Raw genomic sequence first — 20807 nt, 5'->3', positions numbered from 1 at the left:
ATGGAAGGTATCAGATGTGTCGGTGAATACATCCTTGCTCAAGAACTTTTAGGATGGTTACAAACTTGTGTAACCCCCCTCCGGCTAACAAAAGGATACACGATACACGTTGTGCCTCTTTAAACCTTGTTAAGAACGCTTTTATTCCTTTTAAGTACTTTTGATACCAACAAGTGCTGGAGCGTTAAATAAGGCTATTCTGGTACCTTTTAAAGTAATTTGAAAAAGACAAACTAATAAAGTCTGTCTTCACTATTAATATTTATCTATATCACTAAGGAAAGTTCAATAACTCTGAAGTAGTGATTAAATATTTTTTCGAAAAATAAACAAATGAATCAGACCAATAAAAATTTTCAACATAGAATGAACTAATTCGTTTTAGGAGGGGTACATTATGGGTAATGCAGGTTGTGGATGTGGAACAGATACAGGATTTGGGTCAGGGTTCGCTTTAATCATAGTTCTGTTTATTCTTTTGATTATTATTGGGGCGAGTTTCTTAAACACTGGTGGACACGGAGACGGTTGCTGCTGACAATATACCCTATTTGACTGGAAAGAGACTGCTGATTATTGTTATCAGTGGTCTCTTTTCTATTTATCCGTGTACTGAATTTTGAGCACTTGTTCCCGCTGCAACTAGATAAACTAAATAGTAATAGGGTCTCTGCCACCGCCGATTTGATGACAAAACATGAAACAGCTAGCTTTCCATTTGAGCAGATAGCTGTTTCAGATGGAAGCTTATTTTACTTCTCCCAATAATCCACGATCAAGTGCCATAAACAAAATCCCGATTGCGTCAGATTCTGTCAATGTCCCTTGCATCAACTTTTCACGCCATACTGAAGATAACGCTCCTTCTTGCTTATTCTCAAGTCTTATTAACACGTCTATCGTTGATTTAATAATGGCCTGCATAGATGGTTGATACAAGTGATCACTATCTACCCTTTGTGTAATTGCCGGACTATCCACTGAAATAGGTTTCAACCGCAGTTTAAAGTACACAGCCAATCCCTCTGCGATAGCCTCGCCCTGCGCCTTCAAATAGCTGTCATCTCGTAATTTTACGATGTCAATTGTTGAATCCATGAAGCCCCCTTCTGTTAAAAAAGCGGGCATTGCGGATTCCCGAAGTACGTGGAAGTTCGCCCGCTTCATGCCTCGATTGCTGATGCCCATGGCCATGACGACCCTTGGATGTATGGCACCTGCAATTTCAACTGACTTTGGATTCGCAGTTGGGTTGTCCATCGTATAAGTTTCCAAACCGCTATGTTTGCCCCACTGTCCATTTAAGGAATTATGATGAATAGAGGCGTAAACATCGGCCTTCCATTCGTTCGCAAGATTCGTCCGGGTTGTCAAAGGAACGTCTGTCCTACCTATTGGATCATCGACCCGAAGGATTTCCACGTCTTCGTATAACTGTAGTTTTGCAATCGCAAATTGAGCTACTTTATTGTTAAACGACCATTCTCGCTCATCGTCTGGAGAACGCTTGCCAGGTGTATTAAATCCATGCCCTGCATCTATTACGATTTTAACCATATTCGATACCCCCTCTCTATCTAGGAATCAATTCAGCCAAGGTGGAATTGCGCTTGTACTATCCACTCATTTTAATACTGGTAGCATTCGCCCGAGGCTTAACTTGATTCAGCGGGGTTTGAAGCCCTTATGAACTATAGAGCTATCTACCTTTCATCACCCATATATGGATTAGGGGGACTTCTGCCGAAACAAGTAAAAAAGCATTGATACAAATACTTTTTCTCTATATTATATTCCGGCGGCATTGTTGAACAGCGGCACTTGTATAACTTTCCCCTAATTTAAAGGACACTATCTGCATAAAGCTTCAAGCTATCCAATAAGATTTTTTAACCTTTGTTTTATCAAAAGGTAACCCTATTCTTTTCCTATAAAAATTGAAATTATGTTCAACATGGGTCAATAATTGCATGTTTTTATCAAATAACTTTAAGCTTTCCTCGTAATGCTCCCGTCTTACCTCTTTTTTCAACGACCAAATAATCGTGTTTAAATGAGGATCCACCAATTCATAGTTTTTGTTCGTGATGTCTTCAATTTCAAAGAGCATTTCCTTCGTAATACCAACATAATCATCTCCAGGAACGATAGCTGCAATCAGTATTTTATAAATGGGTGTATAAATCATTTTCAAAATTTCAGTTGTATATTTAACTGATTCATTGCGAATCGCTTGCCTTAATTGATAATGATAGTTAAAAAAACTGGTGATAACGATGGTGATTGTAGAGCTAAGCAATGCTATGATGACTTCTCTCAATGATTTTCACATCCTTTGCGTTTTATCTATTCTATTCACATGATCTGCAAAAGATAAAAAATAGTCGCCTACTCCATTGAGTAAGCGACTGCCTATGAAGAAATTCTATTAAAACCGCTTTGGATAGCCCTACGCTCAGTTCATATAGATCTACGTGTATTCAACTTGTTTAGTTTTCTTTCAGGGTTTCCCTAGCCAATCCAACATACGCAAGAACTGCGATTAGGCTAGCGGTGAAGATGATAACCCCCATAGGAATCGCTGTCTCTTCACCTGCTATTCCTACAAGTGGTGCTGTTATTGACCCTAGTATAAAGGGCAGTAATCCAAGCAATGCAGAAGCACTACCTGCGATATGTCCTTGTGATTCCATCGCCAATGAGAAGGATGATGTTGAAATGACGCCGATTGAGGCAACGAAAAAGAAAATCGGCACCACAATCGTAAGGAGCGGTCCGTCTAACAAGACCGCAATGAGCAACAAAGTGCCAGAAGTAATGGACATGAATAAACCGATTTCCAAAAATTGTTTTTCTGATAAAATACCTGTTAGGCGCCCTACTGTTTGAGTTCCTAATATAAGTCCGAGTCCATTCATACCAAAAAGTAAACTAAACGCTTGCGGCGAAACCCCGTAAATATTTTGATAGACAAAAGGTGTACCTGCAACGTAAGCGAAGATACCAGCCATTATGAAACCTTGGGCAAGTGCAAAGCCCATGAATTGTCGATTTTTAAGTAAAGACAGAAAATTTTTCAATGTATTGGATATGCTACTTGGTACACGCATTTGATCGGGTAGGGTTTCGTCCATCCTCCACAATACAACGACAAATAGTAAAAAGCCGATTGCGCTTAATACTGCAAATACACCTGTCCAGTCCGTAAAAGCAAGAATTGTTCCTCCAAAAATGGGGGCGAGAATGGGTGCTAAGTTATTAATAAGCATCAGCAAAGCGAAGAATTTTGTAAGTTCACGCCCGCTATAGACATCCCGAACAACCGCCCTAGAAATGACTATGCCTGCAGACGCCGCGAAACCTTGCATAAAACGTGCAGCAATAAAAAATTCGATAGTTGGTGCAATAACACATAAAAAGGAAGCAACGAAATAGACAGCCAGTCCTATCAGTAATGGCTTCTTCCGCCCATGAACATCACTCATGGGTCCCAGTACGAGTTGGCCTAAGCCAATTCCTAATAGACAAGCGGTTAAGCTAACTTGTACGAAGGATGCTGTTGTATCAAACGCGCCTACAATCGTAGGGAATGAAGGCAAGTACATATCGATCGACAAAGGCCCCATCGCAGCCAGTGTCCCAAGGAGTACCGCAAAACGAAATCTTTTTGTTCCTGTTACTGGTTTCATGATTAAAACAACCTTTCTACTACTAGTAAATAAATTCGTGAAGTGACTACAATTTTGGTGCATAAGTCCTTTACTCTACCACCAATACGCTAAATATGAAAGAAGACTGATTCACAACATCATACGTGTTGTGAATCAGTCTTCCAGGGTATTTCATTGTCATATTTAACTACCACTACCCGAGATCATACTACTCATAACAATATTCCAGACTACTTATAATCTTGGGTCGACTGGATCTGATTCTAATGCAAGCGTAGCAAGTACGCATTCATGCACCCGTTCGATAGATTCACCATTGACAAATCGCTGGATGCCCTCGACACCTAATGCAAATTCCTTTAACGCAAGTTTTTGTTTTTTGCCTGTGTTTCGTTTTTTTAGCCGTTCAAGATTATCTGGCGCTAAATAATCCATCCCGTAAATAATATTTAAGTATCTTCGACCTCTCACTTTAATGGCAGCCTGCAGTAGCTTTCCTTTATTGAATGCAATAAAGGTTTCCGGCTTAATGACGATACCTTCATGTCCTTCCGCCGTCATCCCTTCCCACCAAGCAATTGTCTCCTGTTCACTTTCTTCATCGGAAATAACCCTGAATTCTGTAGAAACAAAAATTGAAGAATCCGCTGCAAATTCCTTGTTCATTGCCATATGCCATGTATGCATTTTATTGAAAAAGGTTTCATTGCTATGGGCTAATACGTGAAATGGAGCGATTTGAATAGTCTTTGTGCCCTCGGTATCCCAACAATACTGTTGAAAAACTTCTTTGAACGTCTTCGCATTTTCGAACTTTCTTTTAACTTCTTCCAGCCATCTGTTCAGGTCCTTATCGGCACCTGTGACAATTTCCAATTTTTCTTTCAGTTTCGCTCGATCGATAATGGCATTCTCTGCGACGTGAGCATATTGACCACTAATTAATTCTTTTGCTTTTAAATTCCATGGCATGATCTCCGCATCGAGTAGTACAAAATCCGTCTGATACTTTTCGAAATAGCCCTTATTCATCAGTTCTTCATTTAACTTTAAAACGATTTCAACTTCCGTTTGTTTATCGAAAAATCGTCTGCCCGTTCTTGTATAAATGATCCCTAATGTTTCCGAACCGACAGCCTTTTTCGCCGATTCTACATCCTTAAATAACAATAAAACGGCCCGGCTTCCCATATGCTTTTTCTCAGCAATCATTGTATGAATACCATGACTTCTATAATAATCGATTGCTTCTTTCGGATGCTCCAAATAATCAGGTTCTGATGAGGTGACGGGAGTCGGGCTCATCGTAGGTGGAATATATAGCAATTGCTCAATTGGCACTGTGTAGTGTGAAATCGTATCAATTGCAGGTTTCACAATATCCTGATGAATCTTCACTGCACCAAGTTGTTCCGTTCGGACAGCATAACCGTTAATGAATTTCCCGATATTTGGTGGGTCTAACCTTTTCTCTTCCCACTCTTTCAAAGGATTATCATCAACTCCTGAATAATCATGCATCGCTGTCACGGAGACAAATTCTTTTTCTGGATAACGATAAGCAGTCAGTTTACCTCCGAACACAACACCTTGATCGATATTAATCGTATGATTGATGACGAGTGGCTGCGGTTTTGGATCATGCCCCCAAATGATGAGCGTGCTCCCTTTGTGATGGATTGTCCAATCTTTACGTAACGGCTTGCCTTGTTCGGTAAAGCCATCTGTATCTCCATAGCGGCAAAAGTCTTCAACTTCAGGAGATTGCTTCCCGATGAGTTCATCCCGTATTCCAGCATGTGTACAAACAGCTGTCTGCACGCCATTTTTCACTATTACATAATGAGAAGGAGCTTGCAGAAGAAATTCTTTCAATAATTGTTTTGTGTCCGCCGCCTGCTCCGCTCCATACTTCATTTCATATTCTGCAAAGTCGGCTTCTACCTTTTCATCGCCATGATGAAGTGTCACATTACGTCCATCGAGCCATCGAGCAATTTTCCAGCCGTGATTGCTGTCAATCATATAGGCTAATCCTTTTTCGACATGTTGCTGGAAAAATAGCATTGTCTGCAACGATTTCGGCCCTCTGCTCATGACATCACCAAGCGACAAGAAAACCCGTCCTAGTGGATGAACGAACAAGCCCTCATCGTTTCTTTCGTAGCCTAGCTTTGCAAGTAATGTAATCATCTCATCATAGCAACCGTGAATATCTCCTATGATGTCAATACCGTGTCCAACGTCAATCATTAATGGATTGTTCCGTCTCACAAGCTCAATTTCTTCTAGACTATCTGTGAAATAAACCGATGTAAAACCATCTTTTTTAATAAAACGCATTTCTCGCTTCAAAGTCTGGAATTGTTGTTTAACCCGTCGTTTCCCACGTGGATTGTCCCTCTGCTCATCGCGTTCGAGTAGCGTTTCTAGCGGTACATCCATGATAATTGCAACGGCGGGAACATTCTGTTTCCTTGCAAGAGCGATATATTTTTTACGGTCATCAGGATTAAGGTGCGTAGCATCGATGAATGTTACTTTATTCAGTCTACATCTCGCCGCCACAACACGATCGATCATATTGAATGCTTCAGCAGAAATTGCCTGGTATTCATCCATTAGGCTGTCCGCTTCATCCTTCGGCCGTTCTGTCCAACCAATAAATTCCTTATCACCGACAATCGCTCGATACCTATCGGAACTAATCACTTCTGACGGTAAAATCTTCTGTTGTTCCACCCATTTATTTAATAATGTCGTTTTCCCACTGTTCGACACACCGACGAGTAATACAAGTCCGGAATATGGAATTATGATTTTCATTCCAACGCCCCCTTCCTGACGAATAGACACATTTGTGTCGGAAAACCATAAGATTCATCGAATTCTCCAATGCCTTCAAAAGTCAGCTCGTAGTTACCGGACTGATTCCGCTCTCCACACCAGTGCTCGAATTCGCTTCTCGTCCATTCGAATCGATGATCACTATGTCGCTTTGCATCCGGCATATCGTAAACAGCATTATATTCCCTGTTTGGCGTCGTGATAATGAGTACACGTGGCTTATAGTCATCAAGTAAGAGTTTCATTACTTTAGGAAGCCGTTCCTCATCGATATGCTCGATTACCTCACATAAAATGAGTACGTCCTTGTCTACTAAGCGTTCGTCATAATAAAACAATGATCCCCACATCGGCGTTGGCTCAACAAACCCATCTTTATCTTGCACTTTTTCAAAACGGTTTATCGCTTTCAACGATTCTTTTTCCGATGGCTCCACCGCAAGGATTTCCTGAACTCCTTTGATAAATCCTAATTTGGCAGCTAATTTTCCCTCGCCAGAACCAAAATCGATAATTGATTTTTTCATTGGGAGGTCACTAACAACGTCGACGATTTTTTTGTACCGCAACTCACTTAAAGGTACTTTACTTGTAGAGACTTCTTCTAATTGACTATTTTCAATAGGCTCTTCCATTAGGCTATAAACTTCCTTGAAGCGTAGTGCTTTCCGGACAATAAATTCTCTTTCTGGATGGTCATCAAGCCAACCTTTTCCATATCTCTTAATCTTTTCGATTTCACTTTCATCGATGAAATAGTGCTTATAGTTATCCAAAACTGGAATAAGTACAAACAGTTGTTGTAGACCTTTCTGCAGCGTTACATTGCCCGTAAGTGTAAGGTAACGTGCTGTACTTTTTGTTTTCATCTGAAAAGCATAGTCTGCTTCACCATACTCGATACTTACCTCATACCCTAAGGGCTCGAAAAGTCCTCGGATTTGTTCGTCAGACAGTTCTGAAACGACAGGACCAAAGCCAAATTCGAACCGGAATGGGTGATTGACCCATTTGCCATACTCATCTTTCGGTTGCCCATTCAATGCTGTTCCTAACGCTGAACGAATTAGGGTGATGAAAATACTACTCACCGCAAATTCCCGGTCGTTAATATAATGGGTAATATCGTATGCGTTCGATGATTGATCCATTAGTGCAAGAGGGTCCGGTGCTACAAAAACCGTCATCTCAAGTGCTGTATCAGTAAATAGGCTGTAAAACATTCGTATAGAATGCCCTTTATGCGTTCTTTCGTAGATTGAATTGGGGTTTTTAGCAAGCAAATAGGAAATGACTTCCACGTTGTCACCCGTAGCTCTAATTGTTAGTTGCAAGATGGACCCTCTTTTCTTAACTTTTATTTTTAAAAAAAGCTTTCGGGTCTACCCAATTAGGCTGCTCCGAAAGCTATTCTTTCTTACAATCTTTATTCTTTTGTTGACGCCATTCTTGCCTCGGTCATCTGTTTCCAAACGGAACCTTTCGCGTCTTCCCCTTCCGAAATGCGCGCAATCGCCATGCGGATTTGGAGTTTCACCTCAAATTCAGGATCATTTTCTGAGGCTCTCAAAGCAGGAAGCGCTTTTTCAGTTCCAGTTTCATATAGGAACATCGCCGCACGCCAGCGGACTAATTTATTCTTATCGTTCAATACGTCGATTGCCGCATTTTCAAATCCTTCAAAACCAAGATCACTCATACAGTCACCCGCCGTACGACGCACTGCCCAACTTTTGTCTTTAAGTGCTTTTTCTACATATGGAATGACCGCTTCGTCTTCAATCATGCCAAGATAAACAGTTGCGAGACGTCTGATTGACATCTTTTCATCCTCAAGCGCACGGTCGAGTAAAGGCAGATCCGACATATCCGGATCTGGCATTTGGTCGAGTAGCTGGAACCTTGTCTCCCATTCGTCTACTGAAAATTCTTCAAGAGAAACTTTTCTTCCTCGTAGGCTTGATTCCGCTTGGTCTTCATTCGCTTGTTGAATAATTTCCTGTAAACGTACTTCTGGATACGCAGCCTCGATTTCCTGGATAACCGTTTCACCGATTTCAGCTTTTTCCCCGTAACGAATACCGTAATCGGCCCATTTGCGTAGTAAAATATAGTTTTCAACTTCAGTACTGTGTACAGCTCCCATTGCTTTGACAAAACGTTCACTTAAACCAAAGCGTTCTTCCGAAGCACTATCAAACACTTTTACTTGAAGTGGAACGTCTTTATAAGTTTGAACATGGACATAGACTTCCCCGAAGCTATCGTCAACTTCTTCAGGTGTCACTGTTTCTTCGCTTTGCTCTTCATTGAAAACAGCTTGGACATCCGCAAGAATGGATTCCCATGCTACATTGCCAACCCGTTCGACGGCCATAAAATTCATGACATGATAAATGCCTTTAATACCGGTAATGTTCAACAATGCCGAAACTGGATGTGGAGCTGTCTCTGCATCGTTTTTCTTATAGTTATGACCTGTGCCTTTTGGTAATTCCGTATCGAGCACAATTTTCATGGAGTTCGGACTTGGTGTCGGTTCGATTGTTACAATGTTCATTTGTGTTGCCCCCTCTGCTTATGATTCGGCTATTTCTTGTAAATAAGTCCAACGCTCAACTAGTGTTTCGTATGTTGCATTTAATTCATCTAGTGTTGCAGTTAATACGCTCAGTTTATCGTAATCGGAGCCAACAGCGGCCATTTGCACCTCAGTTGCTTCAATGTCCGTCTCTATTTTCTCAATGTCCGCCTCAATTGTTTCCCATTCTTTTTTCTCGGAGTAGGTCATTTTCTTTTTCGGTTGCTGTTGCTCCGGTATTGTTGGTGCCACTTCTTCTACCGGCTTAGGCTTTACTACTTCTGGAGCTACGTATGTTTCCAGGAAATCCGTATAGATGCCGAACCAAGTATCAACGTTGCCTGAACCATCCAATACCCATAACTTAGTGGACGTTCGGTCTAGGAAAAACCGATCATGCGAAATGGTAATGACAACACCTGGGAATGTATCGATGAACGATTCCAAAACAGAAAGCGTTTCAAGGTCGAGGTCATTGGTCGGTTCATCTAGTATCATGACGTTCGGTTGTTCCATTAACAATTTTAAGAGATAAAGGCGTTTGCGTTCGCCACCCGAAAGTTTACCGATTGGTGTACCGTGCGCTCTAGATGGGAATAAGAACCGTTCTAGCATTTGTGACGCTGAAATACGTACACCATCCGCATCTTCAATATCATTGGATGTATCTGTTATATATTCAATGATTCGTTTTTTCTCATCCATTAGTGGTGTGTGTTGTTGGAAATGAGCGATTTTAACAGTTGTTCCAACATCAATGACGCCGCTATCAGGTTCGCTTTTCCCGGAAAGCATATCCAATAATGTCGTTTTCCCTGCCCCATTTGGTCCGACAACTGCAATACGATCTCCAGATTGTAGGATACTTGAAAAATTATCGATGATTGTTCTACCATCGAAAGACTTTGAAATGCCAATTGCTTCAATTACTTTCTTACCTAGTCGTGTCGATTTAAGCGCTACATCCATTTCTCCAGCGCTTTCTTCTTTTTTGACTTTCTCCGCTAATTCATCGAAGCGGCCAATCCGTGCTTTTTGTTTGGTCGATCTAGCTTTTGCACCTCGTCGAATCCATTTTAATTCGGAACGATACTGATTTCTCAGCTTATCGTCCGTTGCTGCAGCCATCTCCGCGCGCATGGCTTTCGCTTCAAGATAATTCCCATAGTTACCCGTGTGAGCATATAACGTTTTATCTGCTAACTCATAGATGTTGGTAGATAACTCATCCAAAAAGTAGCGGTCATGCGTGACAAATATGACAGCGCCTTGTTCATTTTTCAAGTAATCGGACAGCCACATGATCGAATCGACATCTAGATGGTTAGTCGGTTCATCGAGTAGTAACAGATCAGCTGGCTCAATCAGTACTTTTGACAGTGCTACTCGTTTCTTCTGCCCGCCTGACAGCTCACCTATCTTATTATCGAACGTTTCTATACCCAATTTCGATAAAATCGTCCGCGCTTTAGAATTGATATCCCATCCGGATAGATCGTCCATTAGGTTTTGGAATTTCGAGTATTGCTCCTGGTTATATGTAGATTCGGGATCTGTCGAAAGTGCCTGCAACGCGTGCTCATACTCCAAGTTGACCTTGATAATAGGCGCATCACTCATGAACACCGTTTCCATTACGGTAAGTTCCGGATCAAATTCAGGCTCTTGTGGCAAGTAAACAATTCTGTACCTATTCGGATGATCCGACGAAATCGAATCAGCATCCTCGACTCCTGCAATAATTGACAGTAACGTCGACTTACCTGTTCCATTGATACCTAGCAAACCTACTTTTTCTCCGCTCACGACCGTAAACGCTATATCTTTAAATAATGTTTTCTCCCCAACCGTCTTCGTGAGGTTTTCGATAATCAATTGACTCATGACAACACATCCATTTCTAAAAACTACCTTGTTCTATCATAGCCGATTTGGATGGTTTTTTGAAAGGGTATTGCCTAATCCTTGCAACTTACGGTATGAAAAATGCAGGTTACCCGGAAATTATTGTTCGCAATTCCACTAAATGTTACGATTCTCGCAAGAAGATTTCTTTAAGAGGATGTGATAATCATTCGTTTGACGGTTAATGAATCCAAGAAGTATGAAGAGGTTGAAATCATTATCAATTGTTCGCATATTGACAAGCAGCTTGAACGATTAATTAAGCAGATTAACCAAATCAGCATTGCATTACCGGGCATAAGAGAGGGACGGACGTATTCGCTTCTTGTAGAGGACGTGTATTATATCGAAACAATCGATAACCAAACATTTAGTTACACAGAAAAAGAAGTTTATCAATGCGATTTAAAGCTGTATGAAATCGAGCAAAAACTCAGTAAGACACATTTTATTCGTATTAGTAAGAACTTGATTGTTAATACAGCACATATTGAAAGTGTCCGGGCATTATTCAACGGCAAGTTTGAAGCGGTCCTGACAAATGGTGAAAAAGTAATCGTCAATAGACATTACGTCAAAGCTTTCAAAGCAAAATTTCTATCATGAGGAGGGTAACCATATGGACTTATTAAAACATTACATTTCTACATGCTGTATTTCATTCACATTCAGCAGTCTATTTTATCTTATTTTTAGTCTGTTACACATCTTTCCTCCAATGAATGAAGCACTGATTGTTCATATGCTATTTATTTCAATTAGCATCATCTGTTTGATCTTTACTACCCATCAGCTCCCCATTCAAAATTCACTTATTTTACGATTAATTGAATTACTAGATGTCATGATTGTTCTTCTTGTTGCGGGTGCAGTTTTTAGAGTGTTTCCATTCACTTGGGATACCACACTAGCCGTCATTGCTACAGGTATATTAACCTATATTGTCGTCATCACAGTTATATTTATGGGGAATCTAAAGAGCGCTACAGAAATTAATGCTGTCATTGCGCGTAAAAAAGGGGGATCTTCTATTGACTAAAATTATTGAAGTTAATGGATTATCAAAGTCATTTGGAAAAATAAAAGCTGTCAGCGACATCAGTTTTTACGTAGAAGAAGGTGCCCTCTTTTCTTTTTTAGGAACAAATGGCGCTGGTAAATCGACAACCATTGCCATTCTATTAACACTCCTTCAGCAAGATAGAGGTCAAGTCATTGTAAACAATTATACTGTCGGCAAACATGACCAAGCCATTCGCCGGGAAATCGGCGTCGTGTTTCAAGAGAGTTTGCTCGATCCGTTATTGACCGTCAAAGAGAATTTAACGATTCGCGCATCTTTTTATGGGATGCCGAAGCAAGAACGTCACGCAGCAATTCACCGTGTAGCTGAAGTTGTAGAGGTAACTACATTGCTCAACCGTCCTTATGGAAAATTATCGGGGGGACAAAAGCGGCGTGTCGATATTGCCCGTGCCCTTATTCACAAACCAACCATTTTAATACTGGACGAACCAACAACAGGGCTCGATCCAGAAAGCAGAAAAAATATATGGGCTACTATACAACAATTGCAAAAAGAAACTGGCATGACCGTTTTTTTAACAACACATTACATTGAAGAAGCAGCAAACTCGGATTATGTTGTTGTCATGAAAGAAGGGGGAATTGCGGCGAAAGGAACGCCAGAGCAATTGAAAAATAACTATTCGACACATCTGCTTACGATATCTACCAATCAGGCGGATGGGCTGCGTAGTTCGCTAACACTAGATGGCTTGGATTTCAGAGAGGATAAGTCACTTTTTCATCTCCCACTTATCCAGACGACAGATGCAATACCAATTTTAGCGAAATTCTCTCCTTTCATTTCTTCTTTTGAAGTAAAAAAATCCAGTTTAGATGATGTTTTCATCGCTATTAATGGAAAGGATGCGAATCATGATGCTAGCCTTCGCTAAACGCAATATTTTATTATACTTCCGGGATAAAACGAGTGTTTTCTTCTCACTGCTGGCAGTCATTATTCTTGTGGCTTTATATGTACTGTTTTTAGGAGACATGACTGCGAAACAACTACCCGACTTTCCGGCGAAAAAAGCATTGCTAATGGCATGGTTCATCGCTGGAATGCTCGCTGTTACCTCTATGACGACAACGCTTGCCTCGTTCGGCATTCTAGTAGATGATCGCGCGAATAATACCTATATGGATTTTTATTCGTCACCTATTTCGCGGACTAAATTAGTTGGGGGATACATTATAAGCGCATTGATCGTCGGCTTCACCATGTGTCTAGGCACACTAATAGTCTCCAATCTCTTTCTTGTTGTATCTGGAGAAGCAATGCTGCCACTTGGTAAAATGATAGCCACAAGCGGTGTGATTGTCCTAGCCGTGTTAGCGAGCGCATCGATGATTCTATTGTTAGTTTCTTTTTTCAAAACATCCAACGCCTTTGCCGCCGCAAGTACAGTCATTGGAACACTTCTTGGTTTTCTAGCTGGGATCTATATTCCAATCGGTAGCTTACCAGACTACCTACAAACTATCGTCAAATTATTCCCTGTTTCTCATTCAGCAGCATTGTTCCGTCAAATTCTAATGGAAACTTCGCTAATCGATTCTTTTGCAAACGCTCCGGTGGAAATGAAAGAAGAATTCCTATTTGAAATGGGCATATTTTATGAGATTAATGGTGAAAAGGCGTCGGGATTATTCAGTGTTTTCTATCTTTTCGCTACGACACTACTGTTTTTTACACTGTCATTGTTTGTCATGAAGAGAAAGAAAAAATAAAGAAAAAAGCCTGCCCTTGCTATGATTTCCACATAGCATGAGCAGGCTTTTATTCTCTAAATTAATTCACTAAACGCCCTTCCTTGCCTTGTGCTTCCCAATAGGCATCACGAATCTGGACTTTTTGAATTTTCCCTGATGCTGTTTTTGGTAATTCTTCAACAAAAGTGATACCGGAAACCGCTTTGAAATGAGCTAATTTCTCTCTGGAAAATGCGATAATTTCCTGTTCAGTAGCCGTCATATTGTCGCACAAAACGATATAAGCATAGGGCGTTTCTCCCCATTTCTCATGGGGAACAGCGATAACGGCAGCTTCTAACACTGCAGGATGGTCGTAGAGAACGCCTTCCACTTCGATTGAGGAAATGTTTTCTCCCCCACTAATAATGACATCTTTCTTGCGGTCAACAATATTAATGTAACCTTTCTCATCAATAGTCCCCATATCACCAGTGAGAAGCCGACCATCTCGAATTGCTTCCTTCGTCGCCTCCTCATTTTTCCAGTAGCCTTTCATGACACCGTGACTGCGTACGGCCACTTGCCCTACTTCTTTGCCATCATGCGCAACTTCTTCTCCATACTCATTGAGCAAACGAACATCGTTGCCAATCATCGGATAACCCGCCTTGGCCTTCAATTCAGTCTGTTGCTCTTTTGTTAAACCCGTCACATTTGAGCGAATGGTTGAAATTAGGCTAAGTGGTGTACTTTCTGTCATGCCATATACTTGGATGAACTCCCAACCTAGCTCTTCCTCAACCCGCTTAATAAAAGCAGGCGGTGGCGCAGAACCTGCAATGATAACACGGATAGCTTGCTCGATATGCGGATGATGTTCATCAAAGTGCTGTAACAAGGCATTTAATACCGTCGGAGCCATATGTAAAATGGACACATTATGCTCTTGAATCGCTTTGAAAATGGATGCAGGCGTTGATTTCCTTGAACAAATATGAGTCGCTCCATTTGCTGTGTAATAAAAAGGAGAACCCCAGCCGTTGACATGGAACATTGGTAATACGTGTAAATAGACATCCGAATCGGATACTCGTAAATGATGCATGGTACTGAGCGCATGCAAATAATTATTGCGATGCGTCAACATAACCCCTTTTGGATTACCCGTCGTACCACTCGTGTACAGCAAGCTACACACATCATTTTCATCTAACTCTTCACGATTGAAGGGTTCTGATGAAAAATTTGCCAGCCACTCGTCATAACCTGTCTCATTCGTTTCCGAATCTTTATAATGGACAATCAGGTGCTTAACCGTTTCTAGCTGATCTTTTACGGGTCTGATTAAGTCATATAAATCTTGATCAACAAAAAGCACTTTTGATTCACTGTGATTCAAGATAAATACATAATCTTCCGGCTTCAAACGGATATTGAGCGGCACTATGACAGCGCCGAGTTGAAAGACACCATAAAATCCTTCCAACATTTCAAGCGAATTCCCAGCTAAATAGGCGACATGATCCCCTTTTTTAATCCCCAAATTTCGCAACCCGCAAGATAGCTGGTTGACTCTATCATTCAATTGTTGATAGGTAACGACTCGTCCTTCGCAATGCACCGCCACTTTATCGCTATACAAAGCTACTGCACGATCAAGGAATTGTGGTAATATCAATGGTACGTTCATATTGATCACCTCGTCATTTTGCTCCTATTATATAACAGTTAGAATAATCAGTCACTACAAAAAACGATTAAGCCTATTATTTAGCGGTGATTTCCTTGCTTTCGTAACAAACAAATAAGTCCCATAGTACATACAGATAATAAAAGAACAACAAATCGAAATTCAATAACGGGTTTGAATCTCACTCTTTCAGGTGTGATTTCATAGACACCTACAGGTTTAATGACAAAATGTCCGCCCCCGCCTTCGCCTTGGCCCTCTGGAGAGTTTTCACTCTTTCCAGAATATCCGCCCCCTCCACCAACCGCATAACTCACTTGCGCTACAGGTAGCACCCGTAGGTTTTTAAGTCCGATTGGTTCGCCGTATACAAGTGAAACATCCTTATGGCGAGAAAACTTCTCGAAAATACTTTTAATTGGTGATTTGTATACCGATTCATTCTCGTTCATTTTTTCCATAATTCATTCCCCTTTCGATTTGTACTATATCCCTATTACGACAGCTCTCCCTTGCAATCTTATGTGCCTTGTTAGGAAATAATGTACGGCTTTTTGAAATGAAAACATCTGTCAGTGTCTTGATTTATGGAGATTTACATAATTCTTTATTACGCTTTTCGTCTTTACACGTAAATAATAACTAGCTTTTTCTATCGATTCTTTTGGCGATACTGTTCCATCTGCAATCGCATGTAGTTCAGTAAAGAAAGGAGTCAACAACTCCCTACTCTCTACATCTACCACACCTGAAATGAGAATAACAGGTTTCCTTTCCCCCTCTGCCACTTTAGCAATACCAAATGGTGTTTTGCCTGACAACGTCTGACTATCTGTCCTGCCTTCACCTGTTAGAATCAAATCTGCATCCGTAACTTGTTCCGCAAACGAAATCGCATCTAATACAACGCTGATACCCTGTTTTATTTCCCCTGGGAAGAAAGCTTGAAAAGCTCCTCCTGCTCCTCCAGCCGCGCCGGCACCTTTTCTACCAAGAAGTGCAACTCCAGAACACTCTTCTACTACGGCTGCAAATTTCTTCAAATTGTAATCTAGTACTTCTACCATTTCAGGTGATGCCCCTTTTTGTGGACCAAAAACAACCGAAGCTCCTGTAGGTCCCACCAATGGATTTTCTACATCGCAAGCGATAAGAAAGTGACTCCTGGAAATGCGTTCATCAAAATGTGATTGATCAATCGCATGAAGTTCATTAAGAGATCCACCACCTCGCGGCAATTCTACACCATTCACATCCAGCAACTTCATGCCTAATGCTTGCAACAGACCGCCACCACCATCGTTTGTCGCACTGCCGCCAAGCCCAATAATAAATTTACGAAGACCAGCATCAAGCGCATGAACCAGTAGTTCACCAGTGCCGAATGTTGTCGTGACAAACGGATCCTTTTCTTCTTCGGTTAACAGCATCAAACCGGACGCTTCGGCAATTTCAATCACGCATGTTTCTCCATCGCCAAGCACACCATAACTTGCCATCACTTTACGGCCGAGCGGATCCTGTACTACCACAGAAACAATTGTCCCCTCGGTAGCGTAGACTAAACTTGTCATCGTCCCTTCTCCACCGTCAGCTACTGGAAGTATCAGCGTCTTAATTGTTGGATCAACATCACTTATACCCTCCGCCATTGCCTGTGCTGCTTGTATAGCCGTCAAACTTCCTTTAAACGAATCAGGTGCTAGTACTATTTTCAACAGACATGCCCCCCTTGAACTACCCTAAGTATACGGAAATAATTCCAACAATCAGTATGAAACGAAAAAAATCCCCCCTAGAATGCGTTACCTAAGGGGATATTGCCTGTTCTAGCTGCCATTCTTTTCAACCACGGCTTTTCCTCCGGAATACAGACCACTCGCAGATAAGCCCATCATTAATCCAACGAGTATTCCAGCTTTCAGATCTTCTGGGTAGACATAGAAGATGCCCCCAACAATCCCGAAAACCAATGCCATTGGTGGTAATAGCCGTTTCTTCATCCCATACATCTTCAACAATTCTACCATGCCGATAATAAGTGGGATTAAGACAACGTCATAGATTTCCAACCATTCTCCTCCTATCTTCATTCATCTGCAACAGGCTAGCTGCTTAATAAGCTGAAGGAACAGGCAAATTTCTCCTTGAAATTTTAGCGGTGGCTTTACAGATTGGATTTGAATGTACATAATGGTCGAGTTCAAATAGAGCTAGTGATAATGGAGTGCACTGACAACTAGCCCTTGCTGTGTAATGACATACATAGATATCAGAATTTCAGTAATAGAGCTAGTGATTTCTATCGGTATGTCGTAATTCCCCCTCTCTCACTCTATGAAATAATATATGAATACATGTGCAAGACTCTACTAAACTTATTTGCTATAATGAATATACTATTTGATTAATAACAATTAGTATATTCTAAAGATTACTATTATGAAGAAACGTTGTAATAACTATACTATTCCGGAAGTAAACGATTTCATAAATTATTTTTGACAATTGAAAACGTTTAATTGTATTATAGTGAAATATGAAGGAGGCATCATGATGTCACAACTAACAAAGAAACAAATCGTTGATAGTGTCCCGCAAAAAGGATTCTTCGGGCACCCGAAAGGTTTGTTCACACTATTCTTCACAGAATTCTGGGAACGCTTCTCGTACTACGGAATGAGGGCTATCCTCGTCTACTATATGTACTACGAAGTATCCAACGGTGGACTTGGACTAGATAAAACAGTCGCATTGTCCATTATGTCTATCTACGGTTCCCTGGTCTATATGTCGGGAATTATTGGAGGCTGGTTAGCCGACCGGATATTCGGTACATCGAAAGCCGTCTTCTTTGGTGGTATTTTTATCATGCTCGGTCATATTGCGTTAGCGATTCCCGGCAATATTACATTGTTTTTCGTTTCAATGGTACTGATTGTAATCGGGACAGGTTTATTAAAACCAAACGTCTCTAGTATGGTGGGCGATATTTATCCGGAAACAGATAATCGTCGCGACTCAGGATTCAGTATTTTCTACATGGGCATTAACTTAGGTGCTTTCATCTCTCCACTAATCGTAGGTGGTTTAATGGACAAGAGTTTCCACCTTGGATTCGGTGTTGCTGCTGTCGGGATGTTTATTGGATTAGTCGTTTTTGTCATAACTAAGAAGAACAGCCTTGGACTTGCGGGTACACAAGTTTCCAACCCATTGGCCCCTAAGGAGAAGAAAAAAGTAATTTCCATTGCTGCCATTTCAACAGTGATACTTGCAATACTAATTGCGATTGCCATCCCGAACGGTTGGCTGACATTCGACTCGTTTATCGCCATTGTAGGGGTACTTGGATTCCTTATTCCAACAATCTATTTTGTTGTGATGTACCGAAGCCCAAAAACAACTGAAGTGGAACAGTCACGTATTCTCGCATTTATCCCGCTCTTCTTGGCATCCGTCATGTTTTGGGCAATCCAAGAGCAAGGTTCAACAATTCTAGCCTTGTATGCGGATACACGGACAAACCTAAATATTTTTGGCTATGAAATTTCACCAGCCTTTTTCCAGTCGTTTAACCCGTTATTCATTATCACGCTAGCACCAGTTTTCGCTTGGTTGTGGATGAAGCTTGGCGATCGCCAGCCGTCAATTCCACAGAAATTCTCACTAGGCTTACTATTTGCTGGTTTATCGTTCATCGTCATCTTGTTACCTTCTTACTTTGGTGGTACAGATGCACTTGTCAACCCAATGTGGCTGATTTTAAGCATCTTCATGGTAGTCTTAGGTGAATTGTGCCTATCACCTGTCGGACTGTCCGCAACGACGAAGCTGGCACCCGCAGCGTTCTCTGCACAGACAATGAGCCTCTGGTTCCTGTCGAACGCGGCTGCACAAGGACTTAATGCGCAACTCGTTAAGTTTTATTCAACTGAAACCGAAATGATGTATTTCGGAATTATCGGTGGAAGTGCCATTTTGCTAAGTATTATCGTGTTTGCGTTGTCACCAATCATTCAACGCTATATGAAAGGCGTACGCTAATTGAAGCACTCGAAACAAGCAATTCCCTAATTATAGTGGAATTGCTTGTTTTATTTTTGTTGATTTTATTACTTTTATAGTAAATATTTGATATTATCGGAAAGTTACCGAAAACTAATCTTTTAAACTAGACTATTTTTTCTGATAATGGTTTTTCTTGCGCCATTTCAATGTTAAGATAATAGTATTCTTAACCATTATCTTAAATAAAATGAGGAGTGAGATTTTGATACTTGGTTTAACGATTATTTTAGTACTTGTCTTGTTTATGCCCTTCACAGTTAAAATCGCTGAACGCAATCTTGAAGTCTTTCTATTTATTATGGGGATTGCAGCTGTTGTTGTGAGTAAAGTGCTTGATAAGGAACTTATTATGAAAGCGCTGGAGGATCCTTTACATATTACGCTAGCAGTTATTATTGCTGGTATACTATTCCGTTGGTTCCAAAAGCCCATTGAAACGGGTATACTCGGCATGAGTAAAGCAATGCCCCTACGCTTGTTTTTGGCACTGGTCGTCATTATTCTTGGTCTCATCTCAAGTGTGATTACAGCCATCATTGCAGCTATTGTTCTCGTGGCAGTTGTCAGCGTACTACGGCTTGATCGCAAGTCAGAGATACGCCTTGTAATATTGACATGCTATTCAATTGGTCTTGGCGCGGTTCTGACACCGATTGGCGAGCCTTTGTCGACCATTGCGACAAGCAAACTTAACCAGGACTTCTTCTACCTATTTAGATTACTTGGCGCTGATATTATTGTGGGTGTTGTTGTTTTTGGTATACTTGCCGCACTTTTGATAAAACCGAAAGCGAAGCTCGACCGATCGGCAGCTAATCAAGGGACGGAATCCTATCTCGACATCTTTATTCGCGGTTTTAAGGTCTATTTATTCGTCATGGCCCTAACATTTCTCGGTGCAGGCTTCGAGCCATTCATTGAAAAGTATTTGCTCGATCTGAGTCCGCTAGTGCTTTATTGGATAAATATGATTTCGGCAGTGCTCGATAATGCTACATTAACCGCGGCAGAGGTCAGCCCTACGATGACTGATTCGACCATTAGAGCCATTTTACTCGGACTTCTTATTAGTGGGGGTATGTTAATCCCTGGGAATATCCCGAATATTATTGCTGCCGGTAAGCTCAATATTAAAAGTATTGAATGGGCACGCTTCGCTGTTCCGATTGGCTTGATCGCAATGGTGGCCTATTTCATCGTGATTGTTGCTGTCAGCTAATTTAATGACATTTTTCACTATGAGGTGATTTGATTTTGGACATACCGCAATATTTAGCGA

The 20807-nt window shown here is 41.0% G+C and carries 18 protein-coding genes; 7 read left to right on the top strand and 11 right to left on the bottom strand.

Going from position 1 to position 20807, the window contains the following annotated elements:
- The first annotated feature begins 397 nt into the window (after positions 1 to 397).
- On the top strand, positions 398 to 538 hold the full coding sequence (locus ACIQ0H_RS16245) for a YjcZ family sporulation protein (protein ID WP_403416887.1): 141 nt from the start codon (positions 398 to 400) through the stop codon (positions 536 to 538).
- Between the two features lie 209 nt (positions 539 to 747).
- Here the strand turns inward: ACIQ0H_RS16245 and ACIQ0H_RS16240 are convergent, their stop codons facing one another.
- The 7 genes from ACIQ0H_RS16240 to ACIQ0H_RS16210 all read right to left on the bottom strand — a co-directional run bounded on the left by ACIQ0H_RS16240 (position 748) and on the right by ACIQ0H_RS16210 (position 10983).
- Positions 748 to 1557 (bottom strand): N-acetylmuramoyl-L-alanine amidase family protein, encoded by an 810-nt coding sequence (locus ACIQ0H_RS16240; protein WP_403416885.1) that lies wholly within the window; start codon positions 1555 to 1557, stop codon positions 748 to 750.
- A gap of 310 nt (positions 1558 to 1867) precedes the next feature.
- Positions 1868 to 2320 (bottom strand): hypothetical protein, encoded by a 453-nt coding sequence (locus ACIQ0H_RS16235; protein WP_403416883.1) that lies wholly within the window; start codon positions 2318 to 2320, stop codon positions 1868 to 1870.
- Between the two features lie 169 nt (positions 2321 to 2489).
- Positions 2490 to 3689 (bottom strand): Bcr/CflA family multidrug efflux MFS transporter, encoded by a 1200-nt coding sequence (locus ACIQ0H_RS16230; protein WP_403416881.1) that lies wholly within the window; start codon positions 3687 to 3689, stop codon positions 2490 to 2492.
- A gap of 216 nt (positions 3690 to 3905) precedes the next feature.
- On the bottom strand, positions 3906 to 6497 hold the full coding sequence (locus ACIQ0H_RS16225) for a polynucleotide kinase-phosphatase (protein WP_403416879.1): 2592 nt from the start codon (positions 6495 to 6497) through the stop codon (positions 3906 to 3908).
- Positions 6494 to 7852: a methyltransferase domain-containing protein gene (locus ACIQ0H_RS16220; RefSeq protein ID WP_403416876.1), complete on the bottom strand. Its 1359-nt coding sequence runs from the start codon at positions 7850 to 7852 to the stop codon at positions 6494 to 6496. The genes ACIQ0H_RS16225 and ACIQ0H_RS16220 overlap by 4 nt, the downstream gene beginning before the upstream one ends.
- A 92-nt stretch (positions 7853 to 7944) precedes the next feature.
- Positions 7945 to 9078: a virulence factor gene (locus ACIQ0H_RS16215; RefSeq protein WP_403416874.1), complete on the bottom strand. Its 1134-nt coding sequence runs from the start codon at positions 9076 to 9078 to the stop codon at positions 7945 to 7947.
- Between the two features lie 18 nt (positions 9079 to 9096).
- Positions 9097 to 10983 carry an ABC-F family ATP-binding cassette domain-containing protein gene (locus tag ACIQ0H_RS16210; RefSeq protein WP_403416871.1) on the bottom strand — a complete coding sequence of 629 codons (1887 nt, stop codon included), beginning with the start codon at positions 10981 to 10983 and terminating at the stop codon, positions 9097 to 9099.
- 180 nt (positions 10984 to 11163) lie between these two features.
- On the opposite strand from ACIQ0H_RS16210, the gene ACIQ0H_RS16205 reads away from it, so the two are divergent.
- Genes ACIQ0H_RS16205 through ACIQ0H_RS16190 form a run of 4 tightly spaced genes read left to right on the top strand, consistent with a single transcriptional unit; the run spans position 11164 to position 13803 of the window.
- Positions 11164 to 11610: a LytTR family DNA-binding domain-containing protein gene (locus ACIQ0H_RS16205; protein ID WP_403416868.1), complete on the top strand. Its 447-nt coding sequence runs from the start codon at positions 11164 to 11166 to the stop codon at positions 11608 to 11610.
- A 13-nt stretch (positions 11611 to 11623) separates the two neighbouring features.
- Positions 11624 to 12043, top strand: coding sequence for a hypothetical protein (locus ACIQ0H_RS16200; protein WP_403416865.1), 420 nt, complete (start codon positions 11624 to 11626; stop codon positions 12041 to 12043).
- Complete coding sequence (locus ACIQ0H_RS16195; protein WP_403416862.1) at positions 12036 to 12965, top strand: ABC transporter ATP-binding protein; 930 nt, start codon at positions 12036 to 12038, stop codon at positions 12963 to 12965. Before ACIQ0H_RS16200 ends, ACIQ0H_RS16195 begins: the two co-directional genes overlap by 8 nt.
- Entirely contained in the window at positions 12946 to 13803 is an 858-nt protein-coding gene (locus tag ACIQ0H_RS16190) for an ABC transporter permease (RefSeq protein WP_403416860.1), read from the top strand. The genes ACIQ0H_RS16195 and ACIQ0H_RS16190 overlap by 20 nt, the downstream gene beginning before the upstream one ends.
- Before the next feature lie 61 nt (positions 13804 to 13864).
- On the opposite strand, the gene ACIQ0H_RS16185 is transcribed toward ACIQ0H_RS16190, so the two are convergent.
- The 4 genes from ACIQ0H_RS16185 to ACIQ0H_RS16170 all read right to left on the bottom strand — a co-directional run bounded on the left by ACIQ0H_RS16185 (position 13865) and on the right by ACIQ0H_RS16170 (position 17529).
- Positions 13865 to 15457: a long-chain-fatty-acid--CoA ligase gene (locus ACIQ0H_RS16185; protein WP_403416857.1), complete on the bottom strand. Its 1593-nt coding sequence runs from the start codon at positions 15455 to 15457 to the stop codon at positions 13865 to 13867.
- Positions 15458 to 15537: 80 nt separating this feature from the next.
- On the bottom strand, positions 15538 to 15918 hold the full coding sequence (locus tag ACIQ0H_RS16180) for a spore germination protein GerW family protein (protein ID WP_403416854.1): 381 nt from the start codon (positions 15916 to 15918) through the stop codon (positions 15538 to 15540).
- Positions 15919 to 16029: 111 nt separating this feature from the next.
- Positions 16030 to 17175, bottom strand: coding sequence for a glycerate kinase (locus tag ACIQ0H_RS16175; RefSeq protein WP_403416851.1), 1146 nt, complete (start codon positions 17173 to 17175; stop codon positions 16030 to 16032).
- Positions 17176 to 17286: 111 nt separating this feature from the next.
- Positions 17287 to 17529 carry a hypothetical protein gene (locus ACIQ0H_RS16170; RefSeq protein ID WP_403416848.1) on the bottom strand — a complete coding sequence of 81 codons (243 nt, stop codon included), beginning with the start codon at positions 17527 to 17529 and terminating at the stop codon, positions 17287 to 17289.
- Positions 17530 to 18013: 484 nt separating this feature from the next.
- Between ACIQ0H_RS16170 and ACIQ0H_RS16165 the strand changes: the two genes are divergently transcribed.
- Positions 18014 to 19504, top strand: coding sequence for a peptide MFS transporter (locus ACIQ0H_RS16165; RefSeq protein ID WP_403416846.1), 1491 nt, complete (start codon positions 18014 to 18016; stop codon positions 19502 to 19504).
- A 226-nt stretch (positions 19505 to 19730) separates the two neighbouring features.
- Positions 19731 to 20747, top strand: a complete 1017-nt coding sequence (locus ACIQ0H_RS16160; protein WP_403417182.1) for a DUF1646 family protein — start codon at positions 19731 to 19733, stop codon at positions 20745 to 20747.
- Positions 20748 to 20807 lie beyond the last annotated feature (60 nt).

Source organism: Sporosarcina sp. NPDC096371, from assembly GCF_044762865.1.
Classification (GTDB): Bacteria; Bacillota; Bacilli; order Bacillales_A; family Planococcaceae; genus Sporosarcina.
The sequence above is the reverse complement of the archived record's forward strand: the minus strand, read 5'-3'. Positions and strand labels throughout refer to the sequence as shown.

Excerpts from the sequence above, each read along its gene's own strand:
- ACIQ0H_RS16245 (WP_403416887.1), top strand. The coding sequence starts at position 398 with ATGGGTAATGCAGGTTGTGGATGTGGAACAGATACAGGATTTGGGTCA.
- ACIQ0H_RS16240 (WP_403416885.1), bottom strand. The coding sequence starts at position 1,557 with ATGGTTAAAATCGTAATAGATGCAGGGCATGGATTTAATACACCTGGC.
- ACIQ0H_RS16230 (WP_403416881.1), bottom strand. The coding sequence starts at position 3,689 with ATGAAACCAGTAACAGGAACAAAAAGATTTCGTTTTGCGGTACTCCTT.
- ACIQ0H_RS16225 (WP_403416879.1), bottom strand. The coding sequence starts at position 6,497 with ATGAAAATCATAATTCCATATTCCGGACTTGTATTACTCGTCGGTGTG.
- ACIQ0H_RS16215 (WP_403416874.1), bottom strand. The coding sequence starts at position 9,078 with ATGAACATTGTAACAATCGAACCGACACCAAGTCCGAACTCCATGAAA.
- ACIQ0H_RS16210 (WP_403416871.1), bottom strand. The coding sequence starts at position 10,983 with ATGAGTCAATTGATTATCGAAAACCTCACGAAGACGGTTGGGGAGAAA.
- ACIQ0H_RS16200 (WP_403416865.1), top strand. The coding sequence starts at position 11,624 with ATGGACTTATTAAAACATTACATTTCTACATGCTGTATTTCATTCACA.
- ACIQ0H_RS16190 (WP_403416860.1), top strand. The coding sequence starts at position 12,946 with ATGATGCTAGCCTTCGCTAAACGCAATATTTTATTATACTTCCGGGAT.
- ACIQ0H_RS16185 (WP_403416857.1), bottom strand. The coding sequence starts at position 15,457 with ATGAACGTACCATTGATATTACCACAATTCCTTGATCGTGCAGTAGCT.
- ACIQ0H_RS16180 (WP_403416854.1), bottom strand. The coding sequence starts at position 15,918 with ATGGAAAAAATGAACGAGAATGAATCGGTATACAAATCACCAATTAAA.
- ACIQ0H_RS16165 (WP_403416846.1), top strand. The coding sequence starts at position 18,014 with ATGTCACAACTAACAAAGAAACAAATCGTTGATAGTGTCCCGCAAAAA.